Below are 12393 nucleotides of genomic sequence, written 5' to 3' on the forward strand. Positions count from 1 at the left end.
ATCCGGTCATCCGGTGATCGCGGAGAGCCGCCGTCGCGGTGTCACGACTGTTCCCCCGCCCGCAGTTCGGTGGCGATCTGGCGCCGGCCGGCGACCAGCGTCTCCAGCACCACCCCGAGGCCGACCAGCAGGGCCAGGCCCGCGGTGGGCAGCAGCACCGGCATCAGCGCGGGGGTGACGACCTCCCCGACCCTGGCACCGACCAGGGTCGAGATGTCGAACGCGCCGCCCAGCAGGGCGACCGCCGCCACCGCGACCAGCCCGCCGCCGACGGCGGCCGCCAGGGTCTGCGGCAGCGCCTCGGCGACGATCAGCGCCAGCCCCTGGCGGGGCCGCAGGCCCATGGTGCGCAGCCGGGCGAGCACGGCCGTGCGGTCGGGCGCGGCCCGGAACAGCGTCAGCAGCACCGCGAGCAGGGCGAATCCGGCGCTGGCGGCACCCGAGTACCGGAACAGCCGCCCGGCGGCGTGCTGCAGCGGGTCGTCGCCGAGCTCGGCGACGGTCTCCCGGCTGCTGTGCACCGTGTATCCCGCGGGCAGACCGCGGACGGCCTTGCCGACGGCCGCGGCGTCGTCCGCGATCATCTTGGCCAGGCCGGTCGGCCGGACCCCGCCGTTGTCCCGCAGTGCCGTCCTGACCCCTTCGGGGTCGATCTCGCCGACGGCGAACCACTGGTTCACCCGCTTGGCGTCCGGCAGCCGCTCCCAGGCGGGGCCGGCGGGAACGACGGCGAACGGCTTGCCCGGGTCCGGCAGGGCGGGGGTGGCGCCGACGGTCCCGGCGACGGCGAGGCGCAGGTCGTTGCCGTTGGGCGTGCGCACCTGGGACGACCCTGCGGCCAGGTGTTCGGCCAGGTCGCGGCTGACCAGCGCGGGCACCGGGGTGTCCCGGCCGCCGGCCGCCCCGGCCAGCTTCGCCGGATCGAACTCGCCGGCCCCGAGGGTCCGGGCGATCTCGGCGTACGCCGCCGGATCGACCACCATGATCAGGTAGGCCTCGGTGTAGCGCTGGTCGGCGCCGACGATGCGGGCGTTGGGCTCGACCCAGGCCGCGGTCGAGGCCCGCACGCCCGGCAGGGCGTCGGCGGCCTTGGTGAACGACTCGGACAGGGTGGCGTAGCCCGGGAGGGAGACGCCGATGTCCCCGCCCGTGGCGATGCGCGCGGCGCGGGTCCGGGCGTGATCGACGGTGTCGAGCACGGTGGCGCCGAAGCCGGTCGTGGTGACGGCGATGACCAGGGCGAGCAGCGGCAGTGCGGAGGGCCGGTGGCGGCCCGAGTCGTCGCGGGCGGCGCGGGCCAGGCCGAGGAAGCCGATCAGGCCGCGGCCCCGGCCGACGAGGGCGGCCAGCCGGCCGACCACCACCGGCTCGATCCGGGCCAGCAGCAGGCCGCCGGTGACGGCGAGCAGGAGCGGGGCGGCCACCAGCAGTGGATCCGGCCCGGAGCCGGTGCCGACGCCCCGGTGCCGGACCTCCGCCACAGCCGCGGCGGTGACCGCGAGGACGGCGAGTTCGCCGACCAGTCGGCGGCGGCCGCCGGCGGGCCGCCGGCGTGCCCACAGCAGGGCCGCGCGGGCCGGGAAGGCCAGCAGCGTGATCAGGGCCGCGGCCAGGGCCGCCAGCACCGAGCGGTCCCAGCGGGGGGTGGGCAGCAGCACCAGGGCGAGGGCCGTTCCGAGCACGGCGGCCGGCAGGACGGTGACCGCACCCTCGGCGATCAGCCGTCGCAGCACCCCGGCGCGGGAGCCGCCGCGGGCCTGGAGCAGCCTGATCTCGGCGGTGCGCCGGTCGGTGGTGAGGGCGGCGGCCAGGAACAGCACCACGGTGGCGACGCCCGCGACGGCGGCCGGGCCGATCGTGCTGAGCGGCAGCGAGGCCTGGTAGCGGTCGTCCGCCCGGCCGAGGATCTCGGGAAGGCCCGAGGAGGTGTGCAGGTCGGGACGCCGGGTCGCGTCTGCCAGGGCGGTGGCGTCGCGCCCGGTCAGGAAGGAGCTGAGGATGCCGCGGGTGCGGTCGAGCTGGTCGGCGTGCAGCGAGGCGGCGTCGACGGGCAGCTGCCAGAAGTTCTCGGCGTTCGAACCCCAGCGGGCCATCGCGGGCAGGCTGTCGCCGTCGACGAATCCGCTGGTCATCCAGTGCTCGTGCTCGGGGTCGGTCCTCAGACAGGCGCGGGCCGGGCAGCCGAGCTCCTCCCAGAACGGGTCCTGGGGGTCGTTGACCTGGTAGAGGCCGACCACCACGGTGGTCCGCTTGGCGCCCGAGCCCTCGGTGCCGTTGTCGATGACGTCACCGAGCTTGATGTGGATGCTCTCGGCGGCCTTCTCGCTGATCACGATCGGCAGCGGACCGCCGACGGCGCCGGGGGTCGGCCAGGTGCCGTCGGTGAGGGTGGCCCGGGCGGCCAGGTCGTGCAGGTAGAGCAGGCCGAGGACCGGGTCGGTCCTCCTTTCCGCGAACCGGTCGTACTCCGGATTGCCCATGCCGCGGTCGCCCAGGGCGCGGGCGCCGTAGGCCTGGCCCGACTGGGTCAGCGTCAGCTGTCGACCGACCAGCTCGGTGAGCTGCCGCTGCACCCGGTCGAGTTCGGCGGCCTTGTCGTCGTCCCGCGTCTTGGACGTGGTCTGCAGGCTGGTCTGGTTGAGGCCCTTGTGACCGACGAAGTCCTGGAGCGCCGTGTCCGCGCCCCGGTCCGCGATGCGGGGGAAGGCCGCCGCCAGGAAGACGGCGACGAACGCCAGGGCCGCCATGAGCAGCGCGGCCAGCGGGTTCGCCCGCAGCCTGGTGTGGACCCAGCGCGCGGGGCGGTGGGCGGTCCCGGTGGTGGGCGCGGTGGTGGGTACGGTGGTGCCGGTCCGGGGGGTCACCGCTCCTCCACGTGGCGCAGCCGGGTGGCCACGTCCCGACGGCGGCGTCCGATGGGGAAGGCCGACAGCAGCGGGGCGGCAGCCGCCAGCGGCGGTCGCCCGCGCGGTCGGCGCACGACGAAGCCGAGCATCAGGTTCTCCCCCCGGGAGTATCCCGGCCCACCCCATTGATCCGATCCAGGCACATATCGGCCGTGGACGGACACCCGCGGGCGCACCGGCGCAGTGATCACCGACATTCGGTCGCCGGATAGCGGACGATGCTGTCAGATTCGTTCCGGGAACGGAAGGGATCTGGGCGAATCAAGTAAGCAAGGGCAAATGCCATGCACACTTCACAATTCTGGTATTTGCTGCACTCCTTTGACCAGCGGAAATTACTTTCCCGAATCTTCTGCTCGGGATCGTGAACCCGTGAGCCGCTGCGTCCGTTGGCCCGGGCGACCACCGGCTCGATGGTGGCTGTGGCCGCACCCGTTCCGGAGGAGGTTCGACAGCGATATTCTGTCGCGTTGTCCGAGGAATCCGGGGTTGCGACCGGAAAGCGCGGCCATGCGAGATCACCGGCCTGGGTGGATTCCCAGTGTGCCGATCGCGGGAATGAGCCCAGGCGGTGGAGCGAAGAAAGGCTCGGACCAGGTCTCCTGGCGCAGGAGTTCGAGCAGGGCCGTTTCCGCCGGGCCCGCAGCGTGGCGGACGACGGCGATGACGGGATGGGAGACGGGCGGGGACACCGGGCGCGCGAGGTGCTCGTGGCCGTGGGGCACCGCGGAGGCCGGGACGAGTGTCACCCCCAGCCCGTGGGCGGCCCAGCGTACGGCCGTCGCCGTCTGGGACACCCGGGCGACGGTGGCCGGGGTCAGCCCGTTCTCGAGCAGCACGTCCAGCAGCACGCCGTCGAGCGCGCTGTCGCGGTCGAACCGCACCCACGGCTCCCCGTCCAGGTCGCGCAGCTCGACCCGGTCCGTGGCGAGCAGCCGGTGCCCGGCGCCCAGCACCACGACGAACTCCTCGTCGCCGAGGTGGTGGGCGTCGGCGGGGCTCCGCTCGCACACCGCCATCAGGGCGAGGTCCAGCGTGCCCCGGCGGCCCAGCCGCTCCATCTCGGCGGAGCTCGGCTCCTCGAAGACGGTGACCTCCAGCCGGGGGAAGCGGCGGCGCAGCGCGCCCAAGGCACCCGGCAGTTGCCGGGTGCCGAAGCCCATCTGCACCGCGACCGTCAGCTCGCCCACCAGCTCGTCGGCGCCGGCCCGCGCCGTCGCCCTCGCCCGCCGCGCCGCGCTCACCGCGGCCTCCGCCTCCCGCAGGAACGCGCGGCCGACCACGGTGGGCACCAGCCCGGTCGGCGTGCGGGCGAACAGCTCCACACCGAGCTCCCGCTCCAGGGCGCGGATCTGCTGGGACACCGACGGCTGGGCGACGTGCAGCAGCTCCGCCGCGGCCGTCACCGAACCCTCCTCGGCAACGGCCAGGGCGTACTCGAACTGACGAAGACTCATCGACTCCCGTCCCCTCCCCACGTCGTCCTCGGGTGCACAAGGCGGCGCCCCGTCGCGTCCCAGATGGACGGGTCCCAGGCTATGAGGTGGTCGACGAGACGCCGGCCGCCGGCCACCACCGGCGGACAGGGCCTATAAGACGAGGGGATCCGGATCCTTCGCCGCCGGATGCTCCTCCGAGACCGTGGTGCTCAGCGCGCGGGCCTCGCGGTCGAGGGCCAGGTGGAGGCCGACGGCCAGCATGGGAATCGCGGCGAGCACGAACGCCCACTGTATGTCCCAGCCGACCAGCAGGCCCATGGCCGCGATGGAGAGCGGTTCCAGCGTGGCCCGGGGCAGTTCCATCACGCTGCTGACCCGGCCCAGCACGTCCGTCGGGGTCCTGGTCTGGATGAACGTCGGCAGCGCGACGTCGCTGGAGTACGCGACGCCGATCCCCAGCAGGGTGAGCACCACCGCCGCGCTCCACACGCTGGGAAGGAAGCCCAGCAGCACGAAGGCGGTCCCCTCGCAGAGCGTCATCCCGATGATGAGCAGTCCCCAGCGGCGCGGCAGCCCGGTGAAGACCGCGCCGATGGTGCCGATCAGCTGCCCCAGTCCCCAGGCGGACAGCAGGACGCCCAGTGCGAGCGAGCCCTGGGGGAAGGTCTTGGCCAGCGCGGGCAGCCCCACGCTGAAGAGGCCGCTGTAGCTGAGGGCCGCCGCGCCGATCAGCAGGAGGACGGTACGGATCTCCCTGCTGCGTCCGGCGTAGCGGAGCCCCTCGACGATCTCCCGCCGGATCGCCGTGAACGACTTGGCACCCTCGTCGGCCTCGCCCGCCTGGTCGGAGGCCTGGTCGCCCGCCTGGTCGGACGGTTGTCTGCGGGGTGCGCCGAAGACCGTCAGGGCGGCGAAGAAGAAGGTGAAGGCATTGAGCAGGATGGTGGTCGACGTCCCCACCGCAGCCACGAGGGCGCCGCCCAGGATCGGCCCCAGCAGCCGGGCCCCCTGCTCCCCGAAGCCGACGAGTGCGTTGCCCCGGGCGAGGTGCTCGGGCGGCAGGAGGGAGGGGATGATGCTGCCGGCGGCCGGCCAGAAGAACGCTTCGGCGACGCCGGTGAGCGCGCCGAGGGCGTAGAGGTGCCACGTGCTCACGTGGTCCGTCAGGGCGACCAGCCCCAGCGTGGCGACGGCGAGCCCCCTGAGCGTGTGGGAGCAGAACATGACGGCGCGCGGGGAGAGCCGGTCGGTCACCGCGCCGCCCACCAGCATCAGCACGCCCCGGGGGACGGCCTGGACGAGCAGGATCGTGGCCAGCGTGGTCGTCGATCCCGTCTCGTTCAGGATCAGCCAGATGAAGGCGACCTCGAAGCTGTAGTCCCCCACCAGGGAGACGGTCTCGCCCAGCCACACCCGCCGGAAGGGCCGGTGTTTCAGCGGCTGTCGCACCTTGTCGAGCATCGACTACCTCTCTGCTGTTGCACTTTTCCACGATGAAGGACTGGGGGACACTGCGGGGCACCTGCTCTTCGACGCTCTCGGCGGGGCGCGCGCGGCCGGTCTGTGGTGGGGAACGTTCTCTTCACTGGGGTGCGAACTCCAGGTGGAATCTGTCATGGACGGACGTGACGAGCCGGAGCAGCTCGTCATGGGTGGCGACGGCGCCCCGGACGAACGCCAGGCGCTGTGCGGGGTGGCGCCAGTCGACGGGCTGCCCCGGGGCCGTCGCCACGTCGACCTCGCCGACGCCGGGGAGGGCCCGTACGGCGTCGGCGCCGTCGATCGCCCGGACGGTGCCGACCGTGCGCGGTGGCACGATGAAGTACTCGAAGGTCACCGCCGCCGGCCGGGGGGCCGTGACGGGCTCGACGCCGCGCTCCAGGGCCAGCTCGAAGGCGAGGGCGAGCAGATCGATGCCCAGCGCCCGGTCCAGCAGGCCCACGGCGCGCCCGCCGACGCGTCCGTTGACCTCGATGACGCGGGGGCCGTCCGGGGTGAGCTTCACCTCCGTGTGGGTCACCCCGGTCGTCACGCCGAGGGCCCGGACCGCGGCCGCGGCGAGCTCGGCGACGTCCTTCTCCACGGCGGGCGTGAGGGTGGCGGGCAGGAACAGTCCGGTCTCCCGCAGCGGGTCCGCCAGGGCGAACTTGCCGGTGACGCAGAGGGTCGTGACCTCCGCGTGCTGCACGACGGCCTCGACGGAGACGTAGTCCCCCCAGTCCGGTCCGGCCACCGCGGGGTCCCCGGGCAGGTACTTCTCCACGACGAAGTCGCGCGGGCCGCCGCCCGGGCCCGCCGGCCCGTCACCGGGCCCGGGGGCGAGGCCGACGTCGGCCAGGGCGCGCCGCTGCTGCTCGGGGTCCGCCAGCCGTACGGTGTCCTGGCTGCCCGCCCCGGTACGGGGTTTGAGCACCACGGGGTAGCCCAGGCGGGCCACGGCGGTGTCGACCTCGGCGGCGGAGCGCACCACGACGCTCGGGGTGTGGTCGACCCCCGCCGCCGCGAACGCCGCGCGCTGGTCGGCCTTGTCGGTGAGCAGCCGGACGGTGTCCGGCCGGTGGTAGGGCAGGCCGAGGGCCTGGGCCAGCCGCGCGGTGCCGGCGAGGCAGTACTCGCTGAAGGTGACGATGCCCGCGGGGCCGTGCTCGCGCAGCAGTTCGGCGGCGGGGGTGTCGTGTCCGCTGATCTCGCAGACCCGTGCCCGCCGGCGCATCCCCGCGAGCAGCGGCGCCACGCCCGGTACGGCCGGGTCGCAGACGAAGACCACGTCGCACAGGCCGCGGGCGGCGCCGAGGATCTCGGCCGGCCCCGCCGACCCCCTGCCGTAGACGACGGCGACCGTGGGAAGCGTGTCGGTCACGGGGACTCCGGGGAGCCGGCCGGGCCCGCGGGGGCCGGTGCGGCGGGGGCCGCCTCGCGCCGGGCGGACTTCGGGGTCATGTCGTCCCACTCCTCCTCGATCCTGCGCAGGCAGTCCTCGCGGGACGCCGGCTCGCCCACCGTCCGCCACCCCTGGGGGACGTCGTGGTAGGTGGGCCAGATCGAGTACTGCTCCTCGTGGTTGACGACGATGCGGTACTGGTCCTCGGTCACGGCGCGTCGTTCTCCTTTGCCTTCGGGGCGAGCTCGGGCAGGCCGTGACGTTCCACAGCGGTCACGTACAACTCGCGCAGGAGCGGGTCGCGTACGCGGCCCCGTTCGTAGTGGGCGCGGAAGTTCTGATCGTAAATCCTGAACCAGGCGCGGTGCTTGTACAAGAAGAGCACATCGTGGGGCGCCATCCGGCGGATCGCGAACAGGCCGACGGGGGCCACGGAGACGGGGAAGAGCGGGTTGCGCACGGCCCGTTCGTCGCAGTGCGGGTGGAACTGACCGACCATCAGCCCGTGGGCGACCGCGTTGTTCTTCAGGTCTTCGTACGCCTCGTCGAGGACCCGCCAGCCCTCCGGCCCGGTGGCCGGCAGCACCACGATGCGGCAGTCGAGGGAGGCTCCGGTGTGCGTACGGCTGCGTTCGGTACCGAGGGCGAACGTGGACATCTCCGCCTCCAGGGCCTCGCGCAGCTGCCGCTCGTCCTTCCCGGTGACGTCGTAGCGGAAGCTGAACTGGGCGTCCTTGCCGCTGAGGGCGGGCGGGATGAAGGGGCAGACCGGCCCGGTGCGGCCGAGCTCGTCGTGGGGCCGGCTGATGTACTGGCGCAGCCAGGTGTGGACCTGGGCGAAGTCCCGGGCGTGCCGGGCGGGTGACTGGGGTTCGATCACCCGGATCCACAGGCCGTCCATTCTGGCCAGATCATTGTCCTGATCCTGCATCACCTGCGTCATGCGACGGTCTCCTGGGCTCGGTCGCCGGGGGGTGCCGGGGTGGCGCTCGGGGCGGTCAGCCGGCACAGATCGGCGTACGTGGGAGCGGCGTAGAGCTGGGCGAAGTCGAGGGTCGGTCCGAGCTGGGTGCGCACCTGTTCGACCAGGCGCATCAGCCCCAGGGAGGTGCCGCCGTCGGCGAAGAAGTCGGAGTCGGGCAGCGGGTGGTGCCCCGTCTGGGACTCCCAGGCCGCGGCGAGTGCGGGGTGGCCCGGGGCGGCGGTGTCGTGCGTCCGGGCGTCCGCGTCGTGCGTCCGGGGATTCGCGTCGTCCGCGTCGTCCGCGTCGTGCGTCCGGGCGTCCGCGAGACGGGCGAGGGCGGCGCGGTCCACCTTTCCGGTGGGCCCCAGCGGAAGGGCGTCGACCGCGATGATCCGCTCGGCCACCAGATGGCGCGGCGCCCGCTGCCACGCGCCCCGGCGCACCGCGTCGGTGTCGACGGACGCCGGCGTGAGGAAGGCGGTCAGGACGGCGCCGTCGGGACCGGTACCGGCGATGACCACGGCGTCGTCGACGGCGGGGTCGGCGGCGAGGACCGCCGCCGCCTCCGCCGGATCGGTGCGGAAGCCCCGGACCTTCACCTCGTCGTCGGCGCGCCCGAGGAAGTCCAGGGCGCCGTCGGGGAGGTGCCGTACGCGGTCACCGGTGCGGTACATGCGGGCACCGGGCCGCGCGGAGAAGGGGTCGGGCACGAACCGCGCGGCGGTCGCGGCGGGGTCGTGCAGGTAGCCGCGGGCGAGCCGGGGGCCGCCGAGGTAGAGCTCGCCCACCGCGCCCGGGGCGACGGGCCGCAGCCGTTCGTCGAGGACGTGGCACGTCGTTCCCGCGACGGCGGTGCCGATCGGGAACGCGGCGGAGTGCTCGCGGTCCCACGCGGAGGCGTCCCCCAGGGTGCTGAAGGTGGTGTTCTCGGTCGGGCCGTAGCCGTTGACCAGCCGGGTGGCGGGGTGGGCGGCGGTGAAGGAGCGCGCGGTGCCGGCCGGGACGGTGTCACCGCCGGTGACGAGGGTGCGCAGGGTGCCCAGCGCCGGACCGTGGTGGGTGGCCATGAGGCGGAAGAGCGGGGCCGTCAGCCAGGCCGTGGTGATCTGCGGCCGGGCCAGCAGGGCGGCCAGTTCGTGGAGTGCGAGGGGGTGGCGGTCCGCAGCCGTGATCCGGGCCCCGGCCAGCAGCGGCGACCAGATCTCGAACGTGGACGCGTCGAAGGCGAGGGTGGAGTGCAGGAGCACGCCGTCGCCGGGGCCCAGCCGCAGGGACTCCGCCCCGAGCGCCAGCCCGGTGACCCCCCGGTGGGTGACGCCCACGGCCTTGGGGGCTCCCGTGGTGCCGGAGGTGAACATGACGTAGGCCAGGGCGTCGGGGCCGGCCGGTGAGGACGGCACCGCCGTGGTGGTCCGCTCCGCGAGGAGGGAGGCGATGCCGTGCACGGGGATGCCCAGGTCCGCCACGGTCGCGCTGTCGGCGCTGTCACCGCCGTCGTCGGCGTGCAGGGCCAGGGCCGCCCGGGCCGTGCCGGCCATGAGCCGGACGCGGTCCGCCGGGTACCGGGGGTCCACCGGCACGTAGCAGCCGCCCGCCATCAGGACGGCCAGCATGGCGAGGACGGTCCGGCGGTCGCCGTGCCCGACGATCAGCACGGCGGTACCGGAGTCGACGCCCTTCGCCCGCAGCGACGCCGCCGCGGTGCGCGCCCGCGTCAGGAGCTCCCCGTAGCGGATCTCGCCGTACCGGTCGGCCAACGCCACGCGCTCGGGGAACGCCTCGGCGACGGCGGTGAAGCACTGCTCGATCCGGGCGTGCGGCGCGGTCGTCATCGTGCCCCCGAGGGGTGCTTGCGGGTGTTGCTGAGGCCGATGGTTGCGGTGCCGGTGCCGGTGTCGGTGTCGGTGTCGGTGTCGGTGTCGGTGTCGTTGGTGGTGTCGGTGTCGGTGTCGGTGCCGGGGTGCGGGGTGAACACGGCGCGCGGGCTGGGGTCCGGCGTCAGGGCGATGGCCGGTCGGAGCCCGGTCGCGGCCCGGTCGCCCAGCAGGGTGAACCGGCCGTGCGCGAGGATCGTCGCCGTGGCGAGCTGGGCCTCCAGCAGCGAGAACTGCCGCCCCAGGCACTGGTGGGGGCCCGCCCCGAAGGGGAAGTACTGCTGGACGGGCGGGCGCCGGCCCAGGAAGCGATCCGGGCGGAACTCCTCGGGTGCCTCCCACAGGGCCGGGGCGCGGTGGATGGCGTAGGTGCTGGCCAGGACGAGGTCGCCGGGCTCCAGCCGTACGCCGGCCGCTTCGACGGGGGTGTCGATGCGGCGGAAGAGCGCCCACGCGGGCGGGTGCAGCCGCAGGGATTCCTCGACCACCGCCAGGGTGTACGGCAAGGTCCCCTGGGGGATCGACGGCGCGGCGCGCAGGGCGCCGAGGTCGGTGGAGCGGACCTCGTCGAGGGTGCGGGCGAGGGCCGGGGGCGAGCCGGCCAGGTTGTGGAAGGTCCAGGTGAGCAGGGTGCCCATGGTCTCCACGCCGGCCACGAAGATCGACATCAGTTCCTCGCGCAGCACGTCCTCGGGACGGTCTCCGAGCGTGTCCCCCCGCTGGTGCAGGGCGGCGACGAGCGACGGCAGGACCCCGTCGGCCGTGGCCGCCGCGGGTACCTGGGCCGCCCGGTGCGCGATGAACTCCTCCAGCACCGCCCTGTCCCGCGCGAACGCCTCGCCGTCCGCGTCGGTGACGGTCTGCGGGGCGAACAGCCGCCGGTCCAGGTAGTGGACGGCCGTGTCCACCGTCGAGGCCAGGGAGGCCAGTTCGGCGCCGGTCAGCTCCGGGTCCACGAGCCGGAGGATGATCTCGATGCTCAGCTGCTGGAGGGTGTGTCCGAGGTCGAACTCGCGGCCCGCCGCGGGCAGCAGCCGACGGCGCACGAAGTCCTCCGCGCTCTCCAGCACCAGGGTGTGCAACTCCGCCACGGCCCGGGCCGAGAACATCGGGCGCAGCAGGGCGCGGCGATGGCGCCACTGCTCCCCGGAGGCGACCACGAACAGTCCGCTGCCCACCAGTTCGCGCAGCAGCCCGCGGTGGTTGCGGGTGCCGTGGGCGAGGGCCGCGGCGGCGACGGCGGGCTCCGCCGCGACGATCAGCCGCGTGCCGTCGTCCAGCGGGACGGAGCTGACCGTCCCCTCGTCGCGCAGCCGCGTCATCAGCCCCAGGGGGTCGCTGCCGAGCTCCTGGTCGAACTCCTCGTAGCCGACCGAACTCACGGTGATGCTCGCCATGGCTAGCCCCGCCCCTCGGCGGACTTCTCCGCGTCCTCCGCGAGCGTGATGATCTGCTGGGAGTGGTCGTTCATCGTCCAGCCCTCGGCGGTGCGCACCGAGGTGCGCTGCTGCTCCGTGTAGCCCCTGCCCCGGTCGTGGAAGTGCCAGGCGAACGGCGGGCGGAGCAGCCGGCGTTCGACCGGGGTCCACTCCTCGCCCGGGAGGTCCTCGGGCACGGGCGCGGGAGCGGTGTGCTGCACCATGCCCGCGGTGTAGCGGCAGAAGACGACCCGGCGTTCGAAGTCGGCGGCCCAGGGCCAGCTGCCGTGGGTGGCGGTGTCCGCGAAGAGGACCACCGAGCCGGCCCTGACCGGGACGCGGGAGACCCAGTCGCCGACCTTCTGCCAGGTCTGGAAGTCCTCCGGGATCTCGAAGGCCGACTTGTGGCTGCCGGGGACCACCGCGAAGCCGCCCTGGTCGGCGAGGGCGTCGGTGAGGCAGAACGCGACGATCAGGTGTCCGCCGTAGATCCGGCCGTCGCGGACCTGGTAGGTCAGCGGGGGGTACTCCCACGGGGTGTTCCCGTTGTGCAGGATCAGCGCTCCGGCGCCCTTGCGGGCGTAGAGCACCTGCCCCTCGTCGTAGCGCAGGTCGGGGCCGAGCACCTCCTCCAGGTGCGGCAGCACCTTCTCGTGGCTGATCAGGTCGCGCACCGGGCGCGGGGTGGTGTGGAGGGGGCCGGCGTTGGCGATGAACGGGTTGTACCGCTTGAGCAGCGGGTAGTCGAGCTTGTTCTCGCCGTCCCACAGGCCGTGGCCGTCGAGGGCGGCGTTGACGGAGGCGAGTTCCTGCGCGGAGAGGATGTCCTCCAGGACCAGGTAGCCGCGCAGGTCGAACAGGTACTTCTGCTCTTCGTCCATGACTTTTCCCCTTGTGTCGGAGAGCGGGCG

The 12393-nt window shown here is 73.8% G+C and carries 10 protein-coding genes; all 10 read right to left on the reverse strand.

Translation table 11 applies throughout. The features are described 5' to 3' along the window. Window positions 1-41: 41 nt before the first annotated feature. The 10 genes from AB0O19_RS15070 to AB0O19_RS15115 all read right to left on the reverse strand — a co-directional run bounded on the left by AB0O19_RS15070 (window position 42) and on the right by AB0O19_RS15115 (window position 12363). Complete coding sequence (locus tag AB0O19_RS15070; protein WP_363619743.1) at window positions 42-2864, reverse strand: hypothetical protein; 2823 nt, start codon at window positions 2862-2864, stop codon at window positions 42-44. Continuing rightward, on the reverse strand, window positions 2861-2995 hold the full coding sequence (locus AB0O19_RS15075) for a hypothetical protein (RefSeq protein WP_363619745.1): 135 nt from the start codon (window positions 2993-2995) through the stop codon (window positions 2861-2863). The genes AB0O19_RS15070 and AB0O19_RS15075 overlap by 4 nt, the downstream gene beginning before the upstream one ends. Before the next feature lie 429 nt (window positions 2996-3424). Continuing rightward, window positions 3425-4363 (reverse strand): LysR family transcriptional regulator, encoded by a 939-nt coding sequence (locus AB0O19_RS15080; RefSeq protein ID WP_363619747.1) that lies wholly within the window; start codon window positions 4361-4363, stop codon window positions 3425-3427. A gap of 132 nt (window positions 4364-4495) precedes the next feature. Then, window positions 4496-5806, reverse strand: coding sequence for an MFS transporter (locus tag AB0O19_RS15085; protein ID WP_363619749.1), 1311 nt, complete (start codon window positions 5804-5806; stop codon window positions 4496-4498). Window positions 5807-5927: 121 nt separating this feature from the next. Continuing rightward, the gene (locus tag AB0O19_RS15090) at window positions 5928-7205 is read right to left on the reverse strand and encodes an ATP-grasp domain-containing protein (RefSeq protein ID WP_363619751.1); all 1278 of its coding nucleotides are present in this window, start codon (window positions 7203-7205) and stop codon (window positions 5928-5930) included. Further along, complete coding sequence (locus AB0O19_RS15095) at window positions 7202-7438, reverse strand: MbtH family protein (protein ID WP_363619753.1); 237 nt, start codon at window positions 7436-7438, stop codon at window positions 7202-7204. Before AB0O19_RS15095 ends, AB0O19_RS15090 begins: the two co-directional genes overlap by 4 nt. Beyond that, a complete protein-coding gene (locus tag AB0O19_RS15100; RefSeq protein ID WP_363619755.1) occupies window positions 7435-8169 on the reverse strand; it encodes a DUF6875 domain-containing protein in 735 nt (244 codons plus the stop codon). The genes AB0O19_RS15095 and AB0O19_RS15100 overlap by 4 nt, the downstream gene beginning before the upstream one ends. Further along, window positions 8166-10022 carry a non-ribosomal peptide synthetase gene (locus AB0O19_RS15105; protein WP_363619757.1) on the reverse strand — a complete coding sequence of 619 codons (1857 nt, stop codon included), beginning with the start codon at window positions 10020-10022 and terminating at the stop codon, window positions 8166-8168. The genes AB0O19_RS15100 and AB0O19_RS15105 overlap by 4 nt, the downstream gene beginning before the upstream one ends. Next, window positions 10019-11461 carry a cytochrome P450 gene (locus tag AB0O19_RS15110; RefSeq protein ID WP_363619759.1) on the reverse strand — a complete coding sequence of 481 codons (1443 nt, stop codon included), beginning with the start codon at window positions 11459-11461 and terminating at the stop codon, window positions 10019-10021. Before AB0O19_RS15110 ends, AB0O19_RS15105 begins: the two co-directional genes overlap by 4 nt. Before the next feature lie 2 nt (window positions 11462-11463). After that, entirely contained in the window at window positions 11464-12363 is a 900-nt protein-coding gene (locus AB0O19_RS15115; protein WP_363619761.1) for a phytanoyl-CoA dioxygenase family protein, read from the reverse strand. Window positions 12364-12393 lie beyond the last annotated feature (30 nt).

It is taken from the genome of Kitasatospora sp. NPDC091276 (genome assembly GCF_040684355.1).
GTDB lineage: Bacteria > Actinomycetota > Actinomycetes > Streptomycetales > Streptomycetaceae > Kitasatospora.

What these genes read in the sequence shown, in the direction of transcription:
- AB0O19_RS15075 (WP_363619745.1), bottom strand. Translation starts at nt 2,995, where the DNA reads ATGCTCGGCTTCGTCGTGCGCCGACCGCGCGGGCGACCGCCGCTGGCG.
- AB0O19_RS15080 (WP_363619747.1), bottom strand. Translation starts at nt 4,363, where the DNA reads ATGAGTCTTCGTCAGTTCGAGTACGCCCTGGCCGTTGCCGAGGAGGGT.
- AB0O19_RS15115 (WP_363619761.1), bottom strand. Translation starts at nt 12,363, where the DNA reads ATGGACGAAGAGCAGAAGTACCTGTTCGACCTGCGCGGCTACCTGGTC.
- AB0O19_RS15110 (WP_363619759.1), bottom strand. Translation starts at nt 11,461, where the DNA reads ATGGCGAGCATCACCGTGAGTTCGGTCGGCTACGAGGAGTTCGACCAG.
- AB0O19_RS15105 (WP_363619757.1), bottom strand. Translation starts at nt 10,022, where the DNA reads ATGACGACCGCGCCGCACGCCCGGATCGAGCAGTGCTTCACCGCCGTC.
- AB0O19_RS15085 (WP_363619749.1), bottom strand. Translation starts at nt 5,806, where the DNA reads ATGCTCGACAAGGTGCGACAGCCGCTGAAACACCGGCCCTTCCGGCGG.
- AB0O19_RS15100 (WP_363619755.1), bottom strand. Translation starts at nt 8,169, where the DNA reads ATGACGCAGGTGATGCAGGATCAGGACAATGATCTGGCCAGAATGGAC.